This is a genomic window from Rhodococcus sp. AH-ZY2 (genome assembly GCF_030916465.1).
GTDB lineage: Bacteria > Actinomycetota > Actinomycetes > Mycobacteriales > Mycobacteriaceae > Rhodococcus > Rhodococcus ruber.
Genome location: NZ_CP126458.1, coordinates 1,021,503 through 1,045,362, shown reverse-complemented (window position 1 = coordinate 1,045,362; position 23,860 = coordinate 1,021,503). Strand labels below are relative to the sequence as shown.

The following is a 23,860-nucleotide window of genomic DNA, read 5'->3' as shown; positions in this document are numbered from 1 at the left end:
GGGAAGGACCGGGGACTGATGCAGACTATCCGGTCCACGACGGCGGGCCGAACACGATACTCACATCAGTAACAGTTTCATCTACTCTCACAAAAACCACATGCGTCACACGTAGTCTCGAGCGGACACCACTGATCGGAACACGTTATGGCTAGACTCCCGCGAATACAGGCGGCGGCTGTGAGACCGGCCACGGCTTGTACTGATCGGGGGGCCTACATAAAGTGTCTCCCCGAGCCGTCAGCGGCATCGGAGCCCCTCGCTCCGGCGCCGCTTCAACGACAAGGATGGGGAAAAGTGCTTCGAACCCGAGCAACGCGCAGGATGATCACCGCCTGCGCTCTCGCCGCCGCCGCGGCGCTCACCGTGCCCTCGCAGGCGGTCGCGCAACCCGTCGTTCCGGGCCTCCCCGACACGCTTCAGCTGCCGGTCGAGCTCGCGGGCTACCCGCTGCCGGCGGACCTGACGATCGAGTCCCTCATGGGGATGCTGAGCACCCAGGCCGCCGCACCCGAAGAGGTCGAGGCCCTCGCTTCCCTCGCCCCCGCCATCGTCGGCGCGGCAGCCGGGCCGACGGACGTCGCCGACGGCCGGAACCAGCTGCTCGACCAGGCGAAGGAGCTGCTCGCGAACTCGCAGCTGCCCGACTCCGTCAAGGCCCTGCTCCAGCGCGTGATCACCTTCCTCGACGGCAGCGGCGGTGGCGGTCCCGACCTCCCCGACCCGAACGCCGTGCCGATCTCGCAGTTCCTGTACCCGAGCATCGGCAAGGACTGCATCCGCGACGGCGGCGACTCCATCGGCACCGCACTCGCCGTCGCCGGTCCCGCACCGCTCCCGCCGCCGGGCCCGAAGGCCGGCCAGGCCGGGTTCGTGTTCACCGCGCTGGGAACCGCCAAGTTCGCCGCGCAGCAGGCCCAGCCGCTGACGGTGAGCTGGATCAACGTCTCCAACGGCCGCAGCGGCACCGCGACGCTCACCGACGAGGCCCGGATCAACCCCGACGGCCCGACGACGCTCAGCGCGATCGCGGACACCGGCTCCGGCAACGTGGCCGCGGTGATCTCCGGTGGCATCACCACGCAGGCCGAGGGCGCGGCCCCGCGCTCGTGCACCTTCCTGCCGACGATCGGGCTCGTCACGGTCGCCTGATCGATCGTCCGCACCTTGGCCGAGGCCGCCGGGATCGTCCCGGCGGCCTCGGTCGTCCGCACGCTCGTCGTCCGCACGCTTCCCGCGCCGCCCGCTGCGTGGTAGACCGGGACATGGCCGAAACACCCCTCGGGCACACCGTTTCCCGATCGCTGCGCTCCCGCCGCTCCCACCGGTCGATCCTCTCCCTCCGTTCCGAGGGCTCGATCCTGTCCATCGGCTCGGCGTACTCGATCCTGTCCGTCGGCAGCGTCGGGTCGGTGCTGTCGGTCGGTTCGGTGGGGTCGTTCGGTTCGGCCCTGTCGTCGCTGTCGTTCGCCAGCCTCGGCTCGGCGCTGTCGGGACTGTCCCGCTGGTCGCTGCTGTCGTGGCGCGGCGTCCACGACGCCCCCGAGGACCCGCACCCCACGCTCGTCGTCACCGCCGCCGAACCCGACCCCGCCGCGCACTGCCAGAGTTGACCGGGCAGGCGCTGTCCCGTTGAACGGGCCCGTTCTCCCGCGCCGCCGCCACACCTGGTAGATGTCGTACGTCCGGTCGTCGTCGCGGCCCGGCTTCGAGGAGGCGCATGGCGGTCGAGACCCGGATCCCGTCGGTCGGCGAACGTCCGGCACCCCGTGGCCTCGTCGCTGTGCTCTCCCTCTGCGGCATCGTCGTCGCCCTGATGCACACCCTCGTCGTCCCGCTGCTGCCCCAACTGCCGCATCTGCTGGGAACCTCGGTGGAGAGCGCCTCGTGGGCCGTCACCGCCACCCTGCTCGCCTCCGCCGTGATCACCCCGGTCAGCGGCCGGCTCGGCGACATGTTCGGCAAACGCCGGATGCTGCTCGTGTGCCTCGGCACGCTCGTCGTCGGCTCCGCGGTCTGCGCGCTGTCCACCACGCTGTGGCCGATGATCACCGGCCGCGCCCTGCAGGGCGCCGCGAGCGGAGCGATCCCGCTCGGCATCGCGATCCTGCGCGACGAACTGCGCCCGCGCAGACTGCCGGGAGCGATGGCGACCATCAGCGCGACGATGGGAGTCGGCGGAGCCGTCGGCTTCCCCGTCGCCGCGGCCGTCGCGCAGATCGCCCACTGGCACACCCTGTTCTGGTTCTGCGGACTGGTCGGAGTGCTCGCCGCCGCCCTCGTGCTGTGGGTGGTTCCCGAATCCCCCCGGGCGGATCCCGGACGTTTCGACCTGCTCGGTGCGATCGGGCTCGCGGTGGCACTGACGCTGTTCCTCCTCCCCGTGACCAAGGGCAGCACCTGGGGCTGGACGGCGCCCGCGACGCTCGCGATGTTCGCCGGCGCCGCCGCCACCGCCGTCGCCTGGGGCCGGTACGAACTCCGACGGCCGCGACCGCTGGTCGATCTGCGCGTGTCGGGGCGACGTCCGGTGTTGTTCACCAATCTGGCGTCGGTCGCGGTCGGTTTCGCGCTCTACAGCAACAGCCTCGCCTTCCCGCAGTTGTTGATGGCACCGGTCGTCACGGGCTACGGGTTCGGGTTGTCCATGGTCGCGACGGGCCTGGTGCTCGCGCCGAGCGGTCTGGTCATGATGGCGCTGTCGCCGGTGTCGGCGCGGATCACGACGCGGTACGGACCCCGGACGACCCTCGCCGCGGGCGCGGTCGTCGTCTGCCTCGGTTACCTCCTGGCCTACGTCGCCTGCTCGGAGATCTGGCACATCGTGGTCGCCGCCATGATCATCGGTGCCGGTATCGGCCTGGCCTACGCCGCGATGCCGGCGCTGATCATGACCGCGGTGCCGCTGTCGGAGACCGCGGCCGCCAACAGTCTCAACGCGCTCATGCGCTCGGTGGGGACCTCCTCGTCCGCGGCGGTCGTGAGCGTCCTGCTCGCAGCGGACACCCTGAACGTCGGCACCGCCACCGTCCCCGCCCTGGACGCCTTCCGCGCCACGTTCCTGGTGGCGGCCCTGGCCGCCGTCGTGGGCCTGGCCCTGACGGTGGCCGTGCCGCGGTCACGACCCGGCGGCCTCACCCGGCGGTGAGGGACCACTGCCCGTAGTCGGTGCTGAACACGTTGTTGACGTCGATGCCGATACCGTCGATCGTGCCGCCGCCCACCTGGTGCAGGTCGGCCGCGGGATGCACGTAGCCCTCGGCCGTGCCCCAGTCGTGCTGCCAGTAGAACGATCCCAGCCCGGCGTCGCGCGCCCAGGAGATGGTCGGCGCGTTGGCGTACACGCCGGTGTTCCCGGCGCCGAGCACGTCGTGCCAGCCCTGCAGGTACGGCGCGATGAGGTCGGCGAACTGCTGCTCGGACGGGTTGTCGTCGATCGAGGCGTAGATCGGCCGGTCCGCCGGGCCCCCGGCCGCCCGGTGCAGCTCGAGGCCGCGCGTCGCGTGCCGGACCCCGGCGTCGTATCCACCGAGCCAGTCCGCGGTGTCGGCCTTGCCGAACTGGTAGCACGAGACGACCTCGAGATCGCCGGCGACGAGCGCGGCGGCCTCCGACTCGGTCAGCGGCTTGGCCAGCATCCATTCGGCACCCGGCCGCCGGTCCGAGACGTACCGGATGGCCCCGATGTGCCCGGCGGCACGGATCGACGACGGCGACGGCACGGCCGCCGAGTAGTCGACGATCGTGCCGAGCACCTCCCGGCCGTGCGCCACCCCGGGGGCGGCGACGGCCGAGATCCAGGCCGCGCACGAGCCGACGGCCGCATATCGCAACAGTTCCCGACGTGAAACGGCCATCGAACCTCGCTTGGACGAGCGTGCACGGAGGACAGGGTGTCGAGCCTCCGGTATTGCATCACACTCCCGGGTCCCGCGGGGGCACATCGAGATTCGGGGCACATCGAGATTCGGGGCCCAGGGATTCGGGGCCCAGGGCTTCGGCCCGACGACGGGCGGGGCTACCGGCCGCCGAGCTCGGCGAAGAAGGCCGGAACCAGAGCCACGTCCTCGACGGTGCGCACCGTGGTGTGGACCCCGAGACCGTGCTCCTTGAGCAGATCGCACAGCCCGTCGCCGTCGACGAGTTCGATGGGGGGCGCGCCGAGCCGGTGCGCCTCGGAGCGGGCGTCGTCGCCGAACGTGCCGGTGGTGACGAGCAGGCCCTTCTCACCGCGACCGGCCATCGCGGCGCGGAACTCGCGCACCACGTCCGCGCCCGCCCGCTCGGGGCCGCGCAGGAACCGGAAGAACACCGAGAAGCCGAGCAGCGACACCCGCAGCACGCCGGTGCCCTCCACGTCGACGTCGTTGTCGGAGCCGGTGTCGAGATGGCCACCGTGCGGCGGGACGGAGACGGTGGTGAATCCGGCGGCGCGGAGCACCGCGACGGCGAGCCGCTCGAACCCCTCGTCGGGGAGCTCGGCGACGGCGGCGAGCACGGGTTCGCGCCACAGCTCGGGATCCTCGGGGGCCGCCGTGAGAGGCACCACCTGCGCCCGCGACGACGCGTTGCGCACGAGTCGTTTGCGTCGCTTCTCCGCGGTGTAGGCCACCTGGAGCGGCTTGATCTCCGATTCCTGCACCGCGCGACCGCGGTCCGTGACGCTCCACACCCCGCGCCGGGTGTTGGCCAGCAGACCCATGCCCTTGAGATAGGTACGCGCCCAGCCGATCCGGTACTCGATCTCGGTGACCGGGCCGTCACCGTGCGGTACGGACCGCGCGGCCTCGGACAGACGCTCGCGCGCGACGACGGCCTTCTCGAGTTCCTCGATCGACGCCGAGCCGCCGAGCCCGATCAGCGCCTGCAGGGTGGGCCACAGCAGATCCGTGTACGGCGGTAGCGCCACCTCGCGGCCGGACGGGTCTTCGACGGGGTTACCGATCACGTTCCGGCGCTGCACACCTTCCCCTATCGTTTCGGCCCTGCTCGCCGCGGCTGTCCGGTCCCGCCACGACGCGCATTTCACCCTAGCCGATGACCGCGGAAGCGAGGGCGGCCGCACTCCTCGTGTCCGGGCGAGGCCGGACCGGGACGGCGCCGCTCGCTACCGTGGGACGGATGGGATTCACGCGCGCCGAACTCGAACGCTGCCGTGACGCGGTGGTGCCCGACCTGATCGGGCCGGGCTGCCGGCTGCTGTTCGTGGGCATCAATCCGGGACTGTGGACGGCCGCGACGGGTGCGCACTTCGCCCGGCCCGGGAACCGCTTCTACCCGGCCCTGCTGCGGGCCGGCATCCTGCTCCGGCCCGTCGACCCCACCTCCGGTATGAGCGAGGACGACAAGGCACACCTGCTCGAGCGCGGCGTCGGGATCACCAATCTCGCCCCCCGCGCCACCGCCCGCGCGGACGAACTCACGGCAGACGAGCTGCGGACCGGGGCCGCGCGACTGGCCGGGGTGGTGGCGCAGCACCGGCCGCGGGTGGTGGCCGTCGCCGGCATCACGGCGTACCGGTCGGCGTTCGGGCAGCGCAAGGCGGCCGCGGGGTTGCAGGAGGCGACGATCGGCGGGGTGCCGGTATGGGTGGTGCCGAATCCGAGTGGCCTCAACGCCCACGAGACGGTCGACACCCTCGCCGAGGCGTATGCGGCGCCGGCCCGCGCGGCCGGGATCCTGCCCTGAGCCGGTAGGTCCGGGCCGCTCAGCGGTGCCCCACCTTGGTGAGATAGTCGCGCGCCCGGTAGCCCGGCGGGACACCCTCGACGAGGATGGCCGAACTGTCGGAGTGCTCGGTGCGCAGCGGCAGGATCTCCTGGTAGGCCGGCGACCGGTACCAGGCGCGGGCCTGCTCGATGTCGGGGAACTCGATGATCACGACGTGGCCGGGCCAGGGTCCCTCGTGGACCTCGGGTTCGACGCCGTGGACGAGGAACCTGCCCCCGTACGGCGTGAAGGTGTCGTCGATCTCCTCGATGTAGCGGACGATCTCGGGGCCGAAGTCGACGGAGCGCAGATGGGCGATCGCGTAGGCAGTCATGGGGTCCTCCGGGTCGGTCGGTGGCGGCGGCGTGCCGCACACCGACGAGAGTGCCGGGCCGCGGTGCCCGAATCGATTACCCGGCAGGTAATGGCCGTCGTTCCCTTCCGCGCCTACCGTGACTTCCATGACCACCGTGCACGAGGAACCCGTCGGAGCACTGCTGCGGCACTGGCGTGAGCGTCGCGGCCTGAGCCAGCTCGCCCTCGCCAACCGGGCGCAGGTCTCGGCGCGGCACGTGAGTTTCCTCGAGACGGGCCGGTCCCGGCCGACGCGCGTCATGCTGCTGCGCCTGGCCGATCAGCTCGACATCCCGCTTCGGGAGCGCAACTCGCTGCTGCTCGCGGCGGGTCTGGCGCCCGCGTACCCGGAGCACCGTCTCGGGGACGTGCCGATGGCCGCGGTGGCCGATGCGATCGAGCGGATCCTGCGGTCGCACCGCCCGTATCCCGCGCTGGTGGTGGACCGGCACTGGACGATGGTCGACGCCAACGACGCCGTCATGGGCTTGCTGGGCGGATGCGACCCGCGGCTGCTCGAGCCCCCGGTGAACGTGCTGCGGGTGACGCTGCACCCGGACGGGATGGCGCCGCGCATCGTCAATCACGGCCAGTGGCGGGCGCACCTGCTGACCCGACTGCGACATCAGCTCGCCGCGACGGGCGACCCGGTGCTGCGCCGGCTGCACGCCGAACTGGCCGACTACCCCTGCGACGACGGGCACGACGCCGAGCTCGATCCGACCGGCGCCCACGCCCTGGTGGTGCCGCTGCGGCTGCGCACCGACGACGGCGAGCTGTCCCTGCTGAGCACGACGACGCTGTTCGGCACGCCGTTGGATGTCACCGTCGCGGAACTGGCGATCGAGGCGTTCTACCCGGCCGACGAGGCCACCCGACGGGTGCTGGGAGGCCGATGATCCGGATCGGCGAACCGGTGCCGCACGGGCACTGTCGGGAGTAACGTCCGCCCCGAGACCTGTCCCGTCCCACACCGGAGGCATCGATCATGAGCAGGACGAAGTGGTGGGTACTCGAGGGCCCGGACAGCGGGTTCTCCCTCGAGGAGCGAGCGACGGGAGACCTCGTCCTCGTCAATACGCAGACCTCGGAGGAACACACCCTGCACGGCTACGTGTGGAAGCACGCCCCGCACTTCGGGGTGCAGATCATGGGCGAGGGCCCGCCGCCGTACGGCAAGTGGGTGGAGAACCCCGAGGAGTGAGCACCGCCGGTCACGGGACGCGGCGCAGCGGCCGCCGCTCCCCCGTCGTGGTGTCGATCAGCGCCGCGCCGGACACGACCGTCTCGAGGGGCAGCACGTCGTAGACGACCGCGGCCACCCGCGGCAGGTCCTCCAGCCGGGCTCGGGGGCTGAGGGTCAGATGCGGGGTCCATACGCCCGGCCGGTAGTGCTTGTGCAGGTCCGCGCCGACGGCGGTGACGGTGTCCACCACGCGCTGCTGACGGCGCAGGAGGTCGGCGGTGGGTGCCGGCGAGAGCCAGACCCGTCCGCGCCGGAAGGCCCCCAGCGCGTCGGAGTAGAGGGTCAGCGGTCCACCGTCGGGGAGCGTCGCGAGCGCGGCCGTCACGTCCTCGACGTCGTAGCTGCGCAACACCGCGTACGACAGGTGCGGCACGTGCCGGCCGTGGGTATGGGTGAGCAGCGTCGGCACCCCGAGGTCTTCGAGCCGGGCCCACAGTTGCTGCAGGGCGCGCCGGGCGGCGGCGTCGAAGACCAGGCAGACCGCGAGTGCCATCAGCGCACGGTACCGCGGGCGCCGGCGGGCCGGCGGCCGGTTCGGGCGGTCAGTTCAGGGTGGCGTGCCAGACCAGCGCCGCGGCCAGCGCCCCGGCACCGTTGAGGGACCAGTGCAGGGCGATCGGGGCGATCAGGCTTCCGCTGCGGCGGCGCAGCCAGGTGAAGACGAACCCGGCAGCGGCGGTGGCCAGGACCGCTCCGGCGATGCCCAGCACCTGCCCCCACAGGCCGCCGCCGAGGATGCCGCTCAGGCCGCGATTGCCGTTCGTGAGCCCGAGGGACGAGGCGATGTGCCACAGGCCGAACAGCAGCGACCCGGCGGCGAACACTCCGCGCGCACCGGAGACGCGTTCGAGCGTGCCGTGCAGCACGCCGCGGAACGCGAGTTCCTCGGGGATGACCGTCTGCAGTGGAATCACGATCATCGAGGCGAGGAGCGCGCCGGAGATCGTGGCGTAGCGGTCCGACAGGAAGAACTGCCGCGTGAGCGGCAACGCCACCCCCACGGCGATCACGGCCAGCACGACCCCGACGGCGGCCAGGGCGTAGAGGGAACCCGAGCGCCAGTGGCGCGGCGAGAGCCCGAGTTCGGACCAGCGCATGCCACGACGGCGCATCAGCGCGACGAGCACCAGCGCCGCAGCGGGCACCGTCGCGATGCTGGCCCACACGGTGGTGAAGTGCGCGATCAGGTTGGTGGCGACGAGGACGATCACCACGACGGCGACGTCGAACCAGGCATGGAAGCCGCGGAGCGATCCGCGGTGGGCAGGTGCCGTCGTCGGCAGGGTCTCCGCAGTCATGTGTTCTCGAACCCCCGCTGTCGGGTCTGTCGGAACCGATCGAGTACCCGTTCCTGCACTGTACGAACCATCCGTACCAGTGTACGGATTCCGTGCCGGAGCGACCGTGACCGGCGGCACACCGGCGACCGATTTTGGCAGTGATGCAGGTCACGATGGGTGCGGAGGCGGTCTGCGTCACACGCCCCGGCGTCGGAGCGTCCCGTTGCCGGGACTAACCTTGTCCCGAACATCAGCCCCGCTGTCCAGGACAGTTCAGGAGAAGAAATGGCCGACTTCCTCTACGAGGACCTGCTGCCGATCGGGGAAGACCCCACCGAGTACCGGCTGCTGACCACCGAGGGGGTGTCGACCGTCGAAGGCCCGGGCGGCCGCACCTTCCTGCAGGTCGAGCCCGAGGCGCTGCGCCTGCTCACCGAGACCGCGCTGCACGACATCCAGCACTATCTGCGGGCGGATCACCTGAAGCAGCTCGCGAGCATCCTCGACGACCCGGAGGCGTCGGACAACGACAAGTTCGTCGCCCTGGACCTCCTGAAGAACGCCCACATCGCCGCCGCCGGAGTGCTGCCGATGTGCCAGGACACCGGAACCGCGATCGTCATGGGCAAGCGCGGCCAGCACGTCCTCACCCCCGGCGACGACGAGGAAGCGATCGCCCGCGGCGTGTACGACGCCTACACCCGGCTCAACCTGCGGTACTCGCAGAACGCTCCCCTCACCATGTGGGAGGAGAAGAACACCGGCTCGAACCTGCCGGCGCAGATCGAGCTCTATGCCGACACCGCGGCCGGCCACGAGAACGCCTACAAGTTCCTGTTCATGGCCAAGGGTGGTGGTTCGGCCAACAAGTCGTACCTGTACCAGGAGACGAAGGCGATCCTGAACCCGGACTCGATGATGCAGTTCCTCGAGGCCAAGATCCGCTCGCTCGGCACGGCCGCGTGCCCCCCGTACCACCTCGCCATCGTGGTGGGCGGGACCTCCGCCGAGTTCGCCCTCAAGACCGCGAAGTACGCCTCGGCCCACTACCTCGACGAGCTGCCCACCGAGGGTGCGATCACCGGCCGCGGCTTCCGCGACCTCGAACTCGAGAAGAAGGTCTTCGAGCTGACGCAGAAGATCGGCATCGGTGCGCAGTTCGGCGGCAAGTACTTCTGCCACGACGTGCGCGTGATCCGGCTGCCGCGGCACGGCGCGTCGCTGCCGGTGGCGCTGGCGGTGTCCTGCTCGGCCGACCGGCAGGCGAAGGCCAAGATCACCCCGGAGGGGGTGTTCCTCGAGCAGCTCGAGTTCGATCCGGGCCGCTTCCTGCCCGAGATCACCGACGCGCAGCTCGACGCCGAGACCGAGGGCGTGTCGGGCACCGGCAAGGGCGCCGCGGTGAAGATCGACCTGACGCGGCCGATGCCGGAGATCCTCGCCGAACTGTCCAAGCATCCCGTCAAGACCCGGCTGTCCCTCACGGGCCCGCTCGTCGTCGCCCGCGACATCGCGCACGCGAAGATCAAGGAACGTCTGGACGCGGGCGAGGGCATGCCGCAGTACCTGAAGGACCACCCCGTGTACTACGCCGGCCCGGCCAAGACGCCGGACGGCATGGCCTCCGGTTCGTTCGGTCCCACCACCGCGGGCCGGATGGACTCCTATGTCGAGCAGTTCCAGGCCGCGGGCGGTTCGATGGTCATGCTCGCCAAGGGCAACCGCTCGCAGCAGGTCACCGACGCCTGCAAGAACCACGGCGGTTTCTATCTCGGCTCCATCGGGGGACCCGCCGCGCGCCTCGCCCTGGACTGCATCAAGAAGGTCGAGGTTCTCGAGTACCCGGAACTGGGTATGGAAGCAGTGTGGAAGATCGAGGTCGAGGACTTCCCGGCGTTCATCGTCGTCGACGACAAGGGCAACGACTTCTTCGCCGGCACCGGCGAGGTCACCCTGACGATCGGCAAGCGCCCCGGGCTGTGACAGGCGGCTGCGCCGCCGGTGCGTCCTTTGGGCGGTCCCAGCAGCCCAAAGGACGCACCGGGGCGCGGCGACAGGGGCGGCACCGACCAGGGGCCGAGCCGGTGCCCTACCCGGCGCCGTATGTGCCGGATCCGACGCTGCCCCCGGCGTGGATCGTCGACATCGACGGCACGCTCGCCCACATGAGCGACCGCAGCCCCTACCACTGGCACCGCGTGGGCGAGGACTCGCTCTCCCCCGCCGTGATGGCCGCGGTGACGGCGTTCGCCGCCTCGCCGGAGAAGCCGGCGATCGTGCTCGTCTCCGGGCGCGACGGGGTGTGCCGGCCCGAGACCGAGCAGTGGCTGGCCGAGCATCGGGTGCCCTACACCGAACTGCACATGCGCACGCCCGGCGACAGTCGCAAGGACTCCATCGTCAAGGCCGAGCTGTTCGACCGGTTCGTCCGGCACCGGTACCGGGTCGTCGCCGTCCTCGACGATCGTGACCAGGTGGTGCGGATGTGGCGGCGGATGGGACTGGTGTGTTTCCAGGTGGCCGAGGGCGACTTCTGACGCGGTCCGTCAGGACTTCGGCGGGCCGGCTTCCGGTTCGTCGGTGGGGGGATACCGAAGCAGCGTCTGCTGCAACCGTGCCCACTGGTGGGCCAGCCCCTGCAGGGGCGCCAGCGACTTCTCGACCACCTCCAACTGACGGTCGAACGCCGACAGTTGCGCCTGCAGCGCCTGCACCGACTTCCGCTGCGCGTGCAGCTGCTCGACGAGGGCGTCGAACTCGGTGAAGACGGGCGGGGCCAGCTCCATCACCTCCCGGAGCGACGCGAGCATCCGGTCGGCAGGCCTGGACAGGGGGTCGGGAATCGACCCGAGGGCGTCGCTCCCGATCGACGCGACCTCGTCGGCCACCGCGCGGGTTCTCTCGAGCAACTCCTCCATCGCGGACCCGAGCAGTCCGAATCGACGCGTCTCGCCGTCCTCCGCCATCGTTACCCCTCTCCGCCATCACTACGGTTCGGTCCCGAACCGATCATGCACCCCGGGACGCGACCCGGCAGCCGAACATCGTAGGGGCGCCCTCAGGCAGCGCGGGCGTCGGTGCGCGAGAGGACGGCGGGCGCCTGAGCGACGAGACCCTGCAGGAACCGGACGATGGTGTCGGGCGAGGGATCGGCGGCCGGGGTCAGCATCGCGCACAGCCGCCGGTAGCTGTCGGTGTCGAGTTCGGGCTGCGCCCGGAACTGGGCCGTGAGTGGGACAGTGAACACGACTGTCCGGTCCTGCGAGCGGATTTCGAGCGTCGGCCCACCCACGGACGCGATCAGCCGGACCTCGAACCGGTTCGCGCCCGTGGTGTGCACGAAGCCCACGGCGCGCACGTTGGCGCGGGCCATCTGCCGGTACAGCGGCCGCAACCCGCCGAGGACCATCGACGGCAGCGCGACGGCACGGGAATCGACGGCATACATGAGCGCACTTCCTTTCGTTCCGGGCGCCGCAGCACGACACTCCGGGATGTTATCTGGAATCATTCCAAAATATCTGCCGGAGGGCAACGCCCGTCGTCACCACTGCGCGCCGGCCACCTGCTCGACCGTCGCGTCGAGCCGGTTCCACACGTTGATCAGCGAGATCTGCAGGATCAGCGCCGCCAGTTGCGGCTCGTCGTAGTGGCGGGCGGCCTCGTCCCAGACGTCGTCGGGCACCGGGTCGGGCCGGTCCGCGAGCCGGGTCACCGCCTCCGTCAGCGCCAGGGCCGCCCGCTCGCCATCGGTGAAGTACGGCGCCTCGCGCCACGCCGCCACCGCGAACAGCCGTTTGTCGGTCTCCCCGTCCTTCTTGGCCAGCCGCGGGTGCATGTCCACACAGACGCTGCATCCGTTGATCTGGCTTGCCCGCAGATGCACGAGGTGGGTGGTGCGCGCCGGCAGTCCGCCACCGTCGGCGGCGTTCCCCAGTGCCTGCAACGCCGTCACCGCGTCGGGCAGAACAAGCGCGGGATTCGTCATTCGAGCCTTCATGATCGTCTCCTTGTCACATCCGGGGTCGTGCGTTCGTCACAGCCATGACGGATCCCGACGACAGAATGTGACGACATGAGCGACGGAAACTTCTCGGCCCACCCCGGCGGCGCCTTCCCCGCCGAACAGTTCGAGGCACATCGGGACCGTCTGCGGGCAGTGGCCTTCCGCATGCTCGGCTCGGCGAGCGAGGCCGACGACGCCGTGCAGGAGGCCTGGCTGCGTCTGCACCGCTCCGGCACCGACGAGGTCGCCAACCTGGGAGGCTGGCTGACGACGGTGGTGAGCCGGGTGTGCCTGGACATGCTGCGCTCGCGGGGCTCGCGCCGGGAGATCCCCCTCGATCAGCCCGATCGTCCCGGACCTCGGTCGACGGACCCGCGCGACGTTCCGGAAAGCGCTGCACTGCTGGCCGATTCGGTCGGGGTGGCATTGCTCGTCGTGCTCGACACCCTCGCCCCGGCCGAACGCCTTGCGTTCGTGCTGCACGACCTGTTCGCCGTCCCCTTCGACGAGATCGCCCCGATCGTGGAACGCTCCCCCGCCGCCACCCGCCAGCTCGCGAGCCGAGCGCGGCGGCGCATCCAGGGCGCGACCGCTCCACGGGCCGACCTGATGCGCCGCCGTCGCCTCGTCGATGCGTTCCTCGCCGCGTCGCGGGAGGGGCGGTTCGACGACCTGCTGGCCCTGCTCGATCCGGGTGTGATCCTCCGCGCGGACGACATCGCCGTGGCGACGGCCCGTGCCGGCGCGGCTCACGGCGCACCGGCGCTCGCGCGCGAGCTTCACGGCCCCCACAGCGTCGCAGAGGTTTTCGACGGCCGCGCCCAGGCCGCCCGGGCAGTGCTCGTCGACGGAATGCCCGGCGCCGCATGGGCGCCGGGCGGCCGTCCGCGCACGGTGTTCGCCTTCACGATCGAGGACGACGCGATCGTCGAGATCGAGGTGGTGTCGGATCCCGAGCAGCTCGCGGCGCTCGAGGTGACGTTCCCGGACGCCGGCTGACACGCGGGTGCGCACCTCTCGTCGTGGCACGCCGGAAGACGGTGCAGGAGGTGCGCACCCGCCAGGACTCAGACCGGGGAGCCGGACACCGCGCGGGAGTGATCGATGTCGTCCGGGATCGTCTGCTCCGCGGCGAGCACCTCGGGGTCCTCGACAGGAGCGCCCGGGCCGAAGTGCGAGAACTTCTCGATGTGCTGATCGAGTGCGAGCGGGTTCGGGGTGCCGTAGGTGAAGTAGGTTTCCCACGGCAGCTTGGCCCCACCGACCGCGAGGCCGGTGTCGATGTCGGCCATCTGCCACGTCTTCGTCTCGGCGTCCGGATCGAGATGCAGGTAACCGGCCTCGCCGAACAGCTCGACGCGGTTGCCGCCGGGCTCGAACACGTAGAGGAACTGCCCCTGCGTGATGCCGTGCTTGTCGGGACCTGCCTCGATCTGAATGTCGTAGTCCCGGAACATCTCGACCGCGTCTGCGAGGTGCTGGCCGGTGCCGTAGTAGAACGCGAGGTGGTGGAGCTTGCCGTGTCCGCCGGTCATGTCACGCATGCAGGCGACCTCGTGACCGAGCAGGTTCGAACTCATCCAGGCGCCGATCTCCACGCCGCCGTCCACCACGCGTTCGGTCGTGCGGAATCCGAGGTGCCGCTCGAACGAGTCCTTCACCGCGGTCACGTCGGAGGACATGAGGTTCAGGTGATCGATCCGCTTGACCGGAATACCCTGGAGCGGCTTCTTCGACGGACGCGACAGGATCTTGCTCTGCAGCTCCTGCGGGGCGACGTACTTCTCGACCTCCCACAGCAACTGCAGGTTGTGGCCGTCCGGGGACTGGAATTCGAAGGTCTTTCCGTAGCCGAACTGATCCTCGCTCCATTTGCCCTCCACGTTGCCCTGCTTCAGGGACGCGACGCGGCGTTCGAGAGCTTCCGACGAGCTGGCGCGCAGCGCAGCATGGCCCATGCCGGGCTCCTGAGCCTCGGTGACCTTCAGGCTCCACTGGTAGGGATCCTCGTACCCGCGCAGGTAGACGGACTGTCCTTCCCGGTGCGTGACGTACATGCCGAGGAACTTCGTGAAGAAGTCGAGGGTTTCCTGAGGCCTCGGGGTGAACAGCTCCGCGCGGGCGAGGTGCGCGATGTCGAAACGGGCGGTCGTGTCCGTCATGATCTCTCCTGATCTGCGCTGGCCGGCGAGGATACCGGCTGTGCTCTTCGTCACGAGCGTGCGCGCACCTCGAGTCCGCTGTGCACGTCGTTCGGAATAGCCGAATCGCCACTCGGGGCATCGGTCCCGCGTTCGAGACCTCCGGACGAGGGGCCGACAAGGGGACCTTCCGCCCTAGCGTGGTCCGCATCACCCCCGAGTTGAGGGAAGGCCCCACAGATGAGTCGTTTGAAAGCCGCGATCGTCGGTTCCGGGAACATCGGCACGGATCTGATGTACAAGCTGCTGCGGTCCGAGCATGTCGAGCCGGTGTACATGGTGGGCATCGACCCGTCCAGCGAGGGACTCGAACGGGCCCGGCAGGCGGGCCTGGAAGCGTCCGCCGAGGGCGTGGACTGGCTGCTGAGCCGCCCCGAACTCCCTGACGTCGTGTTCGAGGCCACCTCGGCAAAGGTGCACGCCGCAACGGCGCCCCGCTACGCGGAGGCGGGAATCAAGGCGATCGACCTGACGCCCGCGTCGGTGGGCCCGTACGTCGTGCCGGCCGTCAACCTCACCGAGCACCTGGACGCGCCGAACGTGAACATGGTCAGCTGCGCCGGGCAGGCCACCATCCCGATCCTGTACGCGATCAACGAGGTCGCCGACGCCTCGTACGGCGAGATCGTGGCGGCCATCGCGTCGAAGAGCGCGGGCCCCGGCACCCGTCAGAACCTCAGCGAATTCAGCGAGAAGACCGGCCGGGCACTCGCGCAGGTCGCCGGCGCGGACCGCGCCAAGGCCATCTCGGTGATCAACCCGGCCGAACCGCCGATGAACATGCGCGACACCGTCTACGCCAAGGTCCGCAACCCCGACCCGGACGCGATCGAACGCGCCGTGATCGACATGGTCGCCAGGGTGCAGCAGTACGTCCCCGGTTACACCCTGCGGCTCGTCGACGTCGACGGCGACCTCGTCACCGTCATGCTCGAGGTCGTCGGCGCCGGCGACTTCCTGCCCACCTACGCCGGAAACCTCGACATCATCACCGCCGCCGCCGTACAGGTCGCCGACGTCCTGGCGCAGCGCAACCTCGTCCAGGGAGCAGCCCAGTGAGCACCACCGACACCACCCCCCACACCGGGCGCCGCAAGGTCACCCTCGTCGACACCACCCTGCGCGACGGCATGTCGTCGGTCTCGCACCGATTCACCCCCGAGAATGTTGCCGACATCGCCCGCGGCCTCGACCGGGCCGGCATCCCCACCATCGAGGTGGCCCACGGCATCGGCCTCGGCGCCTCCTCGATCCAGTACGGCTTCGCCGCCGCCACCGACCCCGAGTACGTACGCGCCGCCGTCAATGCCGTCGACAATGCGGACATCGCAGTGCTGTACGTCCCGGGCATCGCCACCCTCGCCGAACTGAAGTCCGCGATCGACGCCGGCATCAAGACCGTGCGCGTCGCGGTGCACTGCACCGAGGCCGACTGCGCCCAGCAGCCCGTCGAGTGGGCCAAGGAGCAGGGCCTGAACGTGATGACGTTCCTGATGATGAGCCACAAACTCGACCCGGAGCCGCTCGCCGAGCAGGCCGCCAAGCTCGACTCCTACGGCGCCGATGTCGTCTACGTGGTCGACTCCGCCGGCGCGATGGTGCCCCGGCACGCCGGTGAGCGCGTCGCGGCCCTGCGACAGGCGATCTCCGCCGACATCGGTTTCCACGCCCACAACAATCTCGGAGTGGGCATCGCCAACGCGCTCACCGCCGCCGAGAACGGCGCGACGTTCATCGACGGGTCTCTGCGCGGGCTCGGCGCCAGCGCCGGCAACGCCCAGACCGAGGTGCTCGCCGCCGCGTTCGAGCGGGCCGGCTGGGATACCGCCGTCGACCTGTTCCCGCTGATCGACACCGCCGAGCACGTCGTCGCGCCGCTGATGACCGACCCGCAGATCATCGACGAGACCGCGCTGATCCTCGGCTACGCCGGGGTGTACTCGACCTTCTTCCACCCCACCAAGCGGGCCGCGAAGAAGTTCGGCATCTCCACCCGCGAGATCCTGCTCGAACTCGGGCGCCGCGGCGTCATCGGCGGCCAGGAGGACATGATCGTCGACGTCGCCTCCGAACTGGCCGGCCGCACCTACGAGCTCCCGGCCCGCGCCGGAGTCTGACACAGGGAGACTGCCATGACACAGACCCAGAACCCGCCATCGGTCACGCAGGTCCGTCACCTGATCGGCGGCGAATGGAAGCAGGCGTCGGACGGGGCCACCTTCGAATCCCGCGACCCGCACGACGGTGCGCTACTCGGGATCGTACCCGCGGGCACGGCCGAGGACGGTGCCGCGGCGATCACCGCCGCCCGCAGTGCGTTCGACGACGGCCCGTGGCCGCTGCTGTCCCCGAAGGAGCGCGCGAAGATCCTGCACGCGGTCGCCGACACGGTCGACGCCCACCGAGAGGAACTCGCCCTGCTCGAGACCCGCGACGGCGGCAAGAGCATCAATCAGTCCCTGCACGCCGAGATCCCGCGGGTGGCACACAATCTGCGCTTCTTCGCCGACTACGTCGCGATGGCCGCGAACGAGGCATACCCGGACGGGGACCTGCTGTCGTACGTGCTCTACCCACCGGCCGGTGTCGTCTCGGCGATCAGCCCGTGGAACGCGCCGCTGATGCTCGCCACGTGGAAGATCGCTCCCGCCTTGGCATTCGGAAATACCGCTGTCCTCAAGCCCGCGCCGCAGACCCCGCTGACCGCGCACCGCTTCGCCGAGCTCGCCCTCGAGGCCGGGCTGCCCGAGGGGGTGCTCAACGTCGTGCACGGGTTCGGCGGTGAGGCCGTCGCCGGGCCGCTGACCTCGGATCCGCGGGTGGATCGGATCACCTTCACCGGCTCGAGCGCCACGGGCGTGAAGATCCTGCAGGCCGCCGCGGCCCATCACACCCCGGTCTCGGCGGAGATGGGCGGCAAGTCCGCGAACATCGTCTTCGCCGACGCCGACCTCGACGTCGCCGTGCCGATGGCGATCCGGGCGATCTTCGGCGGCAACGGGCAGGTGTGTCTGGCCGGTTCCCGCCTTCTGGTGCACAACAGCATCATGGACGAGTTCCTCGCCCGGTTCACCGAGGAGGCGGACAAGCTCACCGTCGGCGACCCGAAGGACCCGGCCAACTTCCTGGGCCCGCTCATCGAGCAGCGCCACCTCGACAAGGTGCACGGCTACGTCGAACTCGCCCAGGAGGAAGGCGGCAAGGTCGTCACCGGTGGTGCCCGCCTGACCGACGACGCCCGCGCCGCCGGGTTCTACTACCCGCCCACCGTCGTCACCGGGCTGACAAACGACTCCCGCACCGCACGGGAGGAGATCTTCGGCCCGGTCGAGACCGTCCTCGGATTCGATACCGAGGAGGAAGCGCTGCGCATCGCCAACGACTCCCCCTACGGTCTCGCCGGAATGCTGTTCACCCAGAACCTCGACCGCGCCCACCGGATGGCCGCCCGCTGGAAGGCCGGCACCGTGTGGATCAACTGCTTCTTCGAGCGCGACCTGCGCCTGCCGTTCGGTGGCGAGGGCGCCAGCGGCCTGGGACGCGAGGGCGGGCAGTACTCCCGCGACTTCTTCACCGAGCCGCGGGCAGTCACCCTCCGGCTGCGCGGCTGAAACGGAGCAACGGATACGCACGCCGAATCGGAATCCGCCCACGACCATGTCTGGGCGAGTTCCGATTTCGCGTCTCGATTGCGGCCACACCCACGAATCAAGGAGCACAGACATGGCCTCACCCGCACTGTGCGTCGTCGTCGGCGCAACCGGCGCGATGGGCACCGAGTTCACCCGGCGCCTGGTCCGGCGCGGGATGCGCGTCGTCGCGGTCGCCCGAAATGCCGAGGACCTCGACAAGCTCGCGACCGAGGGCGATCTGATCGTTCCGTGTGTCGCCGACATCGCCGACGACAGTGCCATCGGCGCGATCGCCGCCCGTCTCGACGCGCCCGTGCGCCTGGCCGTGTTCGCGGCCGGGCTGCCGGTGCGCGGCTCGGCCGACACCATCGCACCGGGGGACCTCGCGGTAGGCGCGAATATCAAGGTGGGCGGACTGGTGCGGCTGCTGCACGCCGTCCGGGACCACCTCGTACCGGGCTCGCGTTTCGTGACGATCGCCGGTTCGCTCGGACTCGAACCCGGCCCGCTCGACGCCGGGCCGGGGACGGTGAACGCCGCAGTCTTCAATCTCATGCGCCAGCTCAGCGCACTCTACGGCCCGAGCGGCGTCACCACCCACACCATCGCACCGGGACCCGTCGACACTCCACGGCTGCGGAAGTTCGTCGAGACCGAGGCCGCCGAGACCGGGCGCGACCCCGGCGAGATCTGGGATCGCTATCGCGCCGCGACCACGCTCGGCCGCCTACCGACGCTCGACGAGATCGGCTGGACTCTGGAGATGCTCCTCGCTCCCGAGGCCGCCGTGCTGCACGGAAGCGTCCTCAACGTCGACGGCGGGACCCGGCACGGAGTCCAGTAATCCTGTACCCCGAAGCGTCACGAAGGAGCATCCATGCCCGTTGCACACTTCCACCTCGTCGACGGCGCCTACACCGCCGGGCAACGACGTCGTCTGCTCGCCGACGCGAGTCGCTGTTATGCGGAGGTCCTCGACTCCCCGATCGAGCGGGTGCGGGCGTTCGTCGTCCGGTACGACCCCGACGACGTCGCGACGTCCGGCACGGTGATCGCCGACGGCGGCACCCCGGCCCCCTACTTCACCGCGATCGTCCTGGCCGGACGCCCCATCGCGCAGCGGCAGGAGCTGGCAGCGCGTTTCACCGATCTGATCGTCGAGATTCTCGGGGCGCCGAGGGAGTCGGTGCGTGGCCGGATCGTGGAGGCGGACCCAGTGAACTGGTTCATCGCAGGCGACCCCGCCGCCGCCGCCCGCGCCGACGAGGTCGCGGCACGGGCGGCAACCACACAGCGGGCGCGCTGATCGCCGGCACCTGAGCGAATGTGCCGTCACGTCGGTCTACCCGACACCACGGCACATTCGCTCGGGCGTCCGCCGCGGAGCACTCGCGGCGTCTCCTCCATCCCGCGAGCCACCACGTCCACTTCGGGACACACGACACTGTCGCCGACGACGGTGATCGTGAACCGCCCCGCGTACGAGAACGCGCCCGCACCGAGGCTGGTGTTGCCCACCGGAAGCCGAACGATCATCTGACCGAGCAGGCTTCCGCGGGCCGGCCCCGACTGCTGCCCGTGCAGTGAGACGGGGACGACCGCCCGCAGCACGACGTCGTCGGCCGGTTCGCCCCGGCGACACAGCAGTTCGCGCAAGCCCCCCGGCGAAGACCGAGAGCAGCACATCGTCGATCTTCTCCTCGTGCCGAGGCGGCGCGGGCGTCAGCGGCACGTCCGGGGCGGCGTCGAGGAGCACGCCGAGCATCGCCACCCCCGCCGGGCCGTCGGCGATCACATGGTGGACCCGCAGGTAGACCGCATGTGAATGCTCTCCGAGCCCCGGGATCACCCACAGCTCCCACAGCGGCCGTGACCGGTCGAGCGGGCGCCGCCGGATCGATTCGACCACCGGGAACAACTCCCCGCCCCGTCCCGCTGCGACCGCCCGGATGCGCCCACCTGGCGTCGCGTCCCTCCAGCGAACCAGATGTCCGCAGACAGGGCACGGAGGGATTCCGTCGGATACGCGGGAGGGTGGCCGCGACACCCGCCGCGGCCACCCCCGCTCTACCTCGATCAGAAGCCCCAGGGGTCGTCCCTGCCCTGCAACTCGAGCGACCGGAAACTGCCGGTGTAGAACACCAGGGGGTGCCCGTCGTCGTACCAGAGCTGCTCCACCCGGCCCACGTGCAGCGTGTGGTCACCCGCGGGATGGGAGTCGACCACCGTGCACGCGAGGTGCACCAGCGCGCCCTCGAGGAGGGGCACTTCCTTCCGCCACACGAACCGGACCAGATCCGGCTGGTGTGCCGCACCGGCGAAGTGCAGGGACAACGGTTCCTGGTCCCCGGCGAGGATCGAAACCCCGTACCTACCGGTCTCCCGGATCCGCTCGTTCATCCTGGCGCGGTTGGCGATCGACACGAGCACGAGCGGCGGGTCGAGCGACACCGAGGTGAAAGCGTTGGCGGTCATCCCGTGCACCGAAGCCTCGTCCTCGCACTCGGCGGTGGTGACGATGGTGACGCCGCTCGCGAACCGCCCCAGCGCTTTTCGCATATGTTGTGGAGTGACCTCGAGATCGGCCACGGCAGTGCTCCTCATCGTCTCGCTCCGTTCAGCCCCGGACGATCTTCAGATCGTCGTTGCCGATCAGATCGGGGCGCGTCCAGCCGTCGACGTCGTACTCGGACATGCACTGCTCGGCGAAGCCCTTGAGCTGGTTGTCCAGGCCCTGGGCCTGGTAGGCGAACAGCGTCTGGAAGCGCACGGCCTCGTGGTCACCGCCGTAGTTGCGCTCGTACAACTCGTGCCGGCCGCCGAACTCGGTGCCGACGGCATCCCAGAGCAGCTTGAGCAGCTTGACACGGTCGATGGCCGCGATCCCGTTCGACCCGCGCACGTACTGGTCGAGGTACGGCCGGATGTCGGGGTTGCCCCAGTCGCTCGCATGGGAATTCAGGTAGATCAGACCGCTGCCGAGAGTCTGCTGGATGATCTCCTTGATCCGCGGATAGCCCACACCCATGAAGGTCCGATACGCCAGGCCGTAGTTCAGGTTCGGTTGCACGGCCCCGCCCACCCACGGATCGGGCGTCTTCGCCATCGCGTCGGACAGTCCCCAGAACATGTCGCGCCAGTTGAGGATCTCGCCGACCTGCATCTGCACCCCGCGGAATCCGGCCGAGCCGGTCATCTCCACCGCCTTCATCACACAGCCGGCGATGAAGTCGAGCTTCACGGCGAGACGGGCGCAACCGTGAAACATGAAGCGCGACATGAACCCGGATTTCATGACGAACCCGTTGGTCGTCTCGGCGTCGTAGGCGAAGACGTTCTCCCACGGCACCAGCACTCGGTCGAACACCATGATCGCGTCGTTCTCGTCGAATCGGCTCGACAGCGGGTAGTCGAACGGCGTACCCATGACGGCGGCGTTCATCTCGTAGGACGTACGACAGAACAACTTCAGCCCCGGTGAATCCATCGGGACGGTGAAGATCAGGCCGAACTCCTTCTTGCGGAGCGGCAGGCCGTAGTGCGCGATGAAGTTGGCATTCGTGATCGCCGAACCGGTCGCCACCACCTTCGCGCCCGACACGATCAGACCCGCGTCGGTTTCCTCGACCACGTGCACGCAGATGTCGGCGGTCTCGTCGGCGGGCTTGTCGCGGTCGATCGGCGGGTTGACGATCGCGTGGTTGAGGTAGAGCACCCGCTCCTGGGACTTCTTGTACCAGTCGAGGGCGTTCTGCTTGTACTCGCCGTAGAAGTCGGCGTTGGCTCCGAGGGTGCCGAGGAACGACGCCTTGTAGTCGGGCGAGCGGCCCAGCCAGCCGTACACCTCGCGCTGCCACGTGGCGATCGCGTCGCGGGCGAGGAGCAGGTCGTCGGCGCTGCGTGCCGTCTTGAAGAACGGATGGGTGAAGCCACCGTTGCCGGTGTCGGTCGGCACCGTGAGGATGCCCTTCGCCTCCGGCTTGTGCATCGCGTCGTACATCCGTGCCACCGACCGGACCGAATTTCGGAAGGCGGGGTGTGTGGTGACGTCGTCGACCCGCTCACCACGGAAGTACACCTCGCGACCGTCGCGCAGCGACTCGATGTACTCCTCGCCCGTCATGGGACGGACGGTGTTGGGTGCTCCCACGGCGTCGCCGATGATCGCTGATGTCGTCATGATGTTCACTCCTGGTCTCGGGCGGTGGAGAGTCGTTTCGGGGACCGGCGGGATCGACCGGCGTCGCGCTGCGACGCGGTCGGCACCGATTGCGTTGCCCTGATTGGGGATCCGCTCTCGGATGTCGCCTTCGGCGCGATGTCGGAATATCGTTCCGGACGCCAAGTCCCTGTGATCTGGAACACTAGAAGGCGGAGGTCTGCTGGAACATGGCTGAGCGCGAACAATCGGGTGACTCCGCGCGCAACGGAGCGGCGCCCGCCCTCGTGTCCCTACGCACGCGGGAGCTCGACACCCGCGAAGGCCGCACACAGTGGGCGAGCACCCTCGAGCTGCTGTACGGCGAGATGGACGTGGCGTGGCCCGATCCGCGGCAGCACTTCGACGCCGAGTGGGGTGGACGGCCCTTCGGGGACCTGCACATCAGCACGATCCGCGCCGACGCCCACACCGTGGTGCGGTCCCCCGAGATGATCGCCTCGGACAACTGGGCGGGCTACCTCGTGTGCATCGTGACCGAGGGCCGCGTCGAGGTGCAGCAGTCCGGTCGAGCCACCGTTCTCGAGCGCGGGGGATTCGCGCTGCTGGACTGCTCCGCACCGTTCGTCTTCCACTCCCCCGCGCCGTTCCGGCAGATCGTGGTGCGGTCCCCCGCCGAGCTGCTCACCTCACGTCTACCCGGCCGGATCGTCGAGCACGGCACCGCCCGGTCGATCGGCGGCGACACCGGGGCCGGCGAACTGGTCGGCCGATTCTTCGTCGACCTCTCGACCACGACGGCGCCGATCTCGCCGGGGGCCGCCGTGTCGTTCGCCTCCTCGGCCGTCGACATGCTGGCCACCGCGCTCGCGGAGGGACCGCTCGCGACCAGCGCCTCGCAACTGCATCGCACCGAGGACCTCACCCGCGTCCAGCGGGTCATCGAACAGAAACTGCACGATCCCGAGCTCACGCTGTCGGACGTCGCGGCCGACGCCGGGATGTCGTTGCGTAACGTGCAGAAACTGTTCAGCGCGGCCGGGATCACCCCCCGGGCATGGCTGTACCAGGCCCGCCTCGAACGCGCGCGGAAGTACCTGCTGACGACCGAGATGTCCGTCGCGGAGGTCAGCGAATGCGCGGGTTTCCGGGACGTCTCCCACTTCAGCAGGACGTTCCGCGCCTCCTTCGGCTCCAGCCCCGGTCAGTACCGCAAGGGAAGAACCGACCGCCCACCGGGCCACCGGCACTGACGGCGAACGGCCGGGTGCCC

Annotated in this window: 27 protein-coding genes and 1 pseudogene; 15 read left to right on the top strand and 13 right to left on the bottom strand. The window is 69.9% G+C overall.

Features of this window, described 5'->3' with window-relative positions; all coding sequences use genetic code 11:
• The first annotated feature begins 324 nt into the window (after window positions 1-324).
• From QNA09_RS05925 to QNA09_RS05915, 3 genes are all read left to right on the top strand, one after another.
• Window positions 325-1,152, top strand: a complete 828-nt coding sequence (locus QNA09_RS05925; RefSeq protein WP_048771782.1) for a hypothetical protein — start codon at window positions 325-327, stop codon at window positions 1,150-1,152.
• Between the two features lie 113 nt (window positions 1,153-1,265).
• Window positions 1,266-1,613, top strand: a complete 348-nt coding sequence (locus QNA09_RS05920; RefSeq protein ID WP_010592485.1) for a hypothetical protein — start codon at window positions 1,266-1,268, stop codon at window positions 1,611-1,613.
• 107 nt (window positions 1,614-1,720) lie between these two features.
• Complete coding sequence (locus tag QNA09_RS05915) at window positions 1,721-3,148, top strand: MFS transporter (RefSeq protein ID WP_017680219.1); 1,428 nt, start codon at window positions 1,721-1,723, stop codon at window positions 3,146-3,148.
• Here the strand turns inward: QNA09_RS05915 and QNA09_RS05910 are convergent.
• The gene (locus QNA09_RS05910) at window positions 3,135-3,857 is read right to left on the bottom strand and encodes a DUF1906 domain-containing protein (RefSeq protein ID WP_017680220.1); all 723 of its coding nucleotides are present in this window, start codon (window positions 3,855-3,857) and stop codon (window positions 3,135-3,137) included. The two genes, QNA09_RS05915 and QNA09_RS05910, sit on opposite strands and share 14 nt — an antisense overlap.
• Before the next feature lie 161 nt (window positions 3,858-4,018).
• Entirely contained in the window at window positions 4,019-4,963 is a 945-nt protein-coding gene (locus QNA09_RS05905; protein ID WP_010592490.1) for a winged helix-turn-helix domain-containing protein, read from the bottom strand.
• A 158-nt stretch (window positions 4,964-5,121) separates the two neighbouring features.
• On the opposite strand from QNA09_RS05905, the gene QNA09_RS05900 reads away from it, so the two are divergent.
• Entirely contained in the window at window positions 5,122-5,688 is a 567-nt protein-coding gene (locus QNA09_RS05900) for a mismatch-specific DNA-glycosylase (protein WP_102030849.1), read from the top strand.
• 19 nt (window positions 5,689-5,707) lie between these two features.
• Here QNA09_RS05900 and QNA09_RS05895 read toward each other — a convergent pair whose 3' ends face one another.
• Window positions 5,708-6,043: a DUF1330 domain-containing protein gene (locus QNA09_RS05895; RefSeq protein WP_119699557.1), complete on the bottom strand. Its 336-nt coding sequence runs from the start codon at window positions 6,041-6,043 to the stop codon at window positions 5,708-5,710.
• A 127-nt stretch (window positions 6,044-6,170) separates the two neighbouring features.
• Here QNA09_RS05895 and QNA09_RS05890 point away from each other — a divergent pair, with 127 nt between their 5' ends.
• Window positions 6,171-6,962 (top strand): helix-turn-helix domain-containing protein, encoded by a 792-nt coding sequence (locus tag QNA09_RS05890; protein ID WP_010592493.1) that lies wholly within the window; start codon window positions 6,171-6,173, stop codon window positions 6,960-6,962.
• Between the two features lie 89 nt (window positions 6,963-7,051).
• The gene (locus tag QNA09_RS05885; protein WP_010592494.1) at window positions 7,052-7,267 is read left to right on the top strand and encodes a hypothetical protein; all 216 of its coding nucleotides are present in this window, start codon (window positions 7,052-7,054) and stop codon (window positions 7,265-7,267) included.
• Between the two features lie 10 nt (window positions 7,268-7,277).
• Here QNA09_RS05885 and QNA09_RS05880 read toward each other — a convergent pair whose 3' ends face one another.
• Together QNA09_RS05880 and QNA09_RS05875 are read right to left on the bottom strand one after the other, a co-directional pair.
• Window positions 7,278-7,802 (bottom strand): 2'-5' RNA ligase family protein, encoded by a 525-nt coding sequence (locus QNA09_RS05880; protein ID WP_010592495.1) that lies wholly within the window; start codon window positions 7,800-7,802, stop codon window positions 7,278-7,280.
• A gap of 49 nt (window positions 7,803-7,851) precedes the next feature.
• Window positions 7,852-8,607: a CPBP family intramembrane glutamic endopeptidase gene (locus QNA09_RS05875; RefSeq protein WP_010592496.1), complete on the bottom strand. Its 756-nt coding sequence runs from the start codon at window positions 8,605-8,607 to the stop codon at window positions 7,852-7,854.
• Window positions 8,608-8,874: 267 nt separating this feature from the next.
• On the opposite strand from QNA09_RS05875, the gene QNA09_RS05870 reads away from it, so the two are divergent.
• Together QNA09_RS05870 and QNA09_RS05865 are read left to right on the top strand one after the other, a co-directional pair.
• Entirely contained in the window at window positions 8,875-10,572 is a 1,698-nt protein-coding gene (locus tag QNA09_RS05870; protein WP_010592497.1) for a fumarate hydratase, read from the top strand.
• 101 nt (window positions 10,573-10,673) lie between these two features.
• Complete coding sequence (locus QNA09_RS05865; protein ID WP_010592498.1) at window positions 10,674-11,126, top strand: polynucleotide kinase; 453 nt, start codon at window positions 10,674-10,676, stop codon at window positions 11,124-11,126.
• A gap of 9 nt (window positions 11,127-11,135) precedes the next feature.
• On the opposite strand, the gene QNA09_RS05860 is transcribed toward QNA09_RS05865, so the two are convergent.
• From QNA09_RS05860 to QNA09_RS05850, 3 genes are all read right to left on the bottom strand, one after another.
• Window positions 11,136-11,555: a hypothetical protein gene (locus tag QNA09_RS05860; RefSeq protein WP_102030850.1), complete on the bottom strand. Its 420-nt coding sequence runs from the start codon at window positions 11,553-11,555 to the stop codon at window positions 11,136-11,138.
• Between the two features lie 92 nt (window positions 11,556-11,647).
• Window positions 11,648-12,037, bottom strand: a complete 390-nt coding sequence (locus tag QNA09_RS05855; RefSeq protein ID WP_010592500.1) for a hypothetical protein — start codon at window positions 12,035-12,037, stop codon at window positions 11,648-11,650.
• Between the two features lie 96 nt (window positions 12,038-12,133).
• Window positions 12,134-12,589 (bottom strand): carboxymuconolactone decarboxylase family protein, encoded by a 456-nt coding sequence (locus QNA09_RS05850; protein ID WP_026137632.1) that lies wholly within the window; start codon window positions 12,587-12,589, stop codon window positions 12,134-12,136.
• A 75-nt stretch (window positions 12,590-12,664) separates the two neighbouring features.
• On the opposite strand from QNA09_RS05850, the gene QNA09_RS05845 reads away from it, so the two are divergent.
• Window positions 12,665-13,594, top strand: coding sequence for a sigma-70 family RNA polymerase sigma factor (locus QNA09_RS05845; RefSeq protein WP_119699553.1), 930 nt, complete (start codon window positions 12,665-12,667; stop codon window positions 13,592-13,594).
• Between the two features lie 68 nt (window positions 13,595-13,662).
• On the opposite strand, the gene QNA09_RS05840 is transcribed toward QNA09_RS05845, so the two are convergent.
• Window positions 13,663-14,757, bottom strand: coding sequence for a VOC family protein (locus QNA09_RS05840; protein ID WP_010592503.1), 1,095 nt, complete (start codon window positions 14,755-14,757; stop codon window positions 13,663-13,665).
• A 219-nt stretch (window positions 14,758-14,976) separates the two neighbouring features.
• Here QNA09_RS05840 and QNA09_RS05835 point away from each other — a divergent pair, with 219 nt between their 5' ends.
• The 5 genes from QNA09_RS05835 to QNA09_RS05815 all read left to right on the top strand — a co-directional run bounded on the left by QNA09_RS05835 (window position 14,977) and on the right by QNA09_RS05815 (window position 19,734).
• Window positions 14,977-15,855, top strand: coding sequence for an acetaldehyde dehydrogenase (acetylating) (locus QNA09_RS05835; protein ID WP_010592504.1), 879 nt, complete (start codon window positions 14,977-14,979; stop codon window positions 15,853-15,855).
• Window positions 15,852-16,913 carry a 4-hydroxy-2-oxovalerate aldolase gene (gene dmpG / locus QNA09_RS05830; RefSeq protein ID WP_048771791.1) on the top strand — a complete coding sequence of 354 codons (1,062 nt, stop codon included), beginning with the start codon at window positions 15,852-15,854 and terminating at the stop codon, window positions 16,911-16,913. The genes QNA09_RS05835 and dmpG overlap by 4 nt, the downstream gene beginning before the upstream one ends.
• Before the next feature lie 15 nt (window positions 16,914-16,928).
• Window positions 16,929-18,407, top strand: a complete 1,479-nt coding sequence (locus QNA09_RS05825; protein WP_010592506.1) for an aldehyde dehydrogenase — start codon at window positions 16,929-16,931, stop codon at window positions 18,405-18,407.
• 112 nt (window positions 18,408-18,519) lie between these two features.
• Window positions 18,520-19,272: an SDR family NAD(P)-dependent oxidoreductase gene (locus QNA09_RS05820; protein WP_010592507.1), complete on the top strand. Its 753-nt coding sequence runs from the start codon at window positions 18,520-18,522 to the stop codon at window positions 19,270-19,272.
• Between the two features lie 33 nt (window positions 19,273-19,305).
• Window positions 19,306-19,734 carry a tautomerase family protein gene (locus QNA09_RS05815; RefSeq protein ID WP_010592508.1) on the top strand — a complete coding sequence of 143 codons (429 nt, stop codon included), beginning with the start codon at window positions 19,306-19,308 and terminating at the stop codon, window positions 19,732-19,734.
• A 26-nt stretch (window positions 19,735-19,760) separates the two neighbouring features.
• Here the strand turns inward: QNA09_RS05815 and QNA09_RS05810 are convergent, their stop codons facing one another.
• The 4 genes and pseudogenes from QNA09_RS05810 to QNA09_RS05795 form a co-directional block, all read right to left on the bottom strand.
• Window positions 19,761-20,084 carry a hypothetical protein gene (locus QNA09_RS05810; RefSeq protein WP_010592509.1) on the bottom strand — a complete coding sequence of 108 codons (324 nt, stop codon included), beginning with the start codon at window positions 20,082-20,084 and terminating at the stop codon, window positions 19,761-19,763.
• Window positions 20,085-20,175: 91 nt separating this feature from the next.
• Window positions 20,176-20,337, bottom strand: a pseudogene (locus tag QNA09_RS05805) (wax ester/triacylglycerol synthase domain-containing protein); the annotation flags it as partial.
• Between the two features lie 167 nt (window positions 20,338-20,504).
• Window positions 20,505-21,032, bottom strand: coding sequence for an NADH-dependent flavin reductase (nphA, locus tag QNA09_RS05800; RefSeq protein WP_190242367.1), 528 nt, complete (start codon window positions 21,030-21,032; stop codon window positions 20,505-20,507).
• 13 nt (window positions 21,033-21,045) lie between these two features.
• Window positions 21,046-22,608, bottom strand: a complete 1,563-nt coding sequence (locus QNA09_RS05795; RefSeq protein WP_010592511.1) for a 4-hydroxyphenylacetate 3-hydroxylase family protein — start codon at window positions 22,606-22,608, stop codon at window positions 21,046-21,048.
• 209 nt (window positions 22,609-22,817) lie between these two features.
• Here QNA09_RS05795 and QNA09_RS05790 point away from each other — a divergent pair, with 209 nt between their 5' ends.
• Complete coding sequence (locus QNA09_RS05790; RefSeq protein ID WP_010592512.1) at window positions 22,818-23,840, top strand: AraC family transcriptional regulator; 1,023 nt, start codon at window positions 22,818-22,820, stop codon at window positions 23,838-23,840.
• Window positions 23,841-23,860 lie beyond the last annotated feature (20 nt).

Coding starts and splice junctions, on each gene's coding strand:
- QNA09_RS05925 (WP_048771782.1), top strand. CDS start 325: ATGATCACCGCCTGCGCTCTCGCCGCCGCCGCGGCGCTCACCGTGCCC.
- QNA09_RS05920 (WP_010592485.1), top strand. CDS start 1,266: ATGGCCGAAACACCCCTCGGGCACACCGTTTCCCGATCGCTGCGCTCC.
- QNA09_RS05915 (WP_017680219.1), top strand. CDS start 1,721: ATGGCGGTCGAGACCCGGATCCCGTCGGTCGGCGAACGTCCGGCACCC.
- QNA09_RS05910 (WP_017680220.1), bottom strand. CDS start 3,857: ATGGCCGTTTCACGTCGGGAACTGTTGCGATATGCGGCCGTCGGCTCG.
- QNA09_RS05900 (WP_102030849.1), top strand. CDS start 5,122: ATGGGATTCACGCGCGCCGAACTCGAACGCTGCCGTGACGCGGTGGTG.
- QNA09_RS05895 (WP_119699557.1), bottom strand. CDS start 6,043: ATGACTGCCTACGCGATCGCCCATCTGCGCTCCGTCGACTTCGGCCCC.
- QNA09_RS05890 (WP_010592493.1), top strand. CDS start 6,171: ATGACCACCGTGCACGAGGAACCCGTCGGAGCACTGCTGCGGCACTGG.
- QNA09_RS05885 (WP_010592494.1), top strand. CDS start 7,052: ATGAGCAGGACGAAGTGGTGGGTACTCGAGGGCCCGGACAGCGGGTTC.
- QNA09_RS05880 (WP_010592495.1), bottom strand. CDS start 7,802: ATGGCACTCGCGGTCTGCCTGGTCTTCGACGCCGCCGCCCGGCGCGCC.
- QNA09_RS05875 (WP_010592496.1), bottom strand. CDS start 8,607: ATGACTGCGGAGACCCTGCCGACGACGGCACCTGCCCACCGCGGATCG.
- QNA09_RS05870 (WP_010592497.1), top strand. CDS start 8,875: ATGGCCGACTTCCTCTACGAGGACCTGCTGCCGATCGGGGAAGACCCC.
- QNA09_RS05860 (WP_102030850.1), bottom strand. CDS start 11,555: ATGGCGGAGGACGGCGAGACGCGTCGATTCGGACTGCTCGGGTCCGCG.
- QNA09_RS05855 (WP_010592500.1), bottom strand. CDS start 12,037: ATGTATGCCGTCGATTCCCGTGCCGTCGCGCTGCCGTCGATGGTCCTC.
- QNA09_RS05850 (WP_026137632.1), bottom strand. CDS start 12,589: ATGAAGGCTCGAATGACGAATCCCGCGCTTGTTCTGCCCGACGCGGTG.
- QNA09_RS05845 (WP_119699553.1), top strand. CDS start 12,665: ATGAGCGACGGAAACTTCTCGGCCCACCCCGGCGGCGCCTTCCCCGCC.
- QNA09_RS05840 (WP_010592503.1), bottom strand. CDS start 14,757: ATGACGGACACGACCGCCCGTTTCGACATCGCGCACCTCGCCCGCGCG.
- QNA09_RS05835 (WP_010592504.1), top strand. CDS start 14,977: ATGAGTCGTTTGAAAGCCGCGATCGTCGGTTCCGGGAACATCGGCACG.
- QNA09_RS05825 (WP_010592506.1), top strand. CDS start 16,929: ATGACACAGACCCAGAACCCGCCATCGGTCACGCAGGTCCGTCACCTG.
- QNA09_RS05820 (WP_010592507.1), top strand. CDS start 18,520: ATGGCCTCACCCGCACTGTGCGTCGTCGTCGGCGCAACCGGCGCGATG.
- QNA09_RS05815 (WP_010592508.1), top strand. CDS start 19,306: ATGCCCGTTGCACACTTCCACCTCGTCGACGGCGCCTACACCGCCGGG.
- nphA (WP_190242367.1), bottom strand. CDS start 21,032: ATGAGGAGCACTGCCGTGGCCGATCTCGAGGTCACTCCACAACATATG.
- QNA09_RS05795 (WP_010592511.1), bottom strand. CDS start 22,608: ATGACGACATCAGCGATCATCGGCGACGCCGTGGGAGCACCCAACACC.
- QNA09_RS05790 (WP_010592512.1), top strand. CDS start 22,818: ATGGCTGAGCGCGAACAATCGGGTGACTCCGCGCGCAACGGAGCGGCG.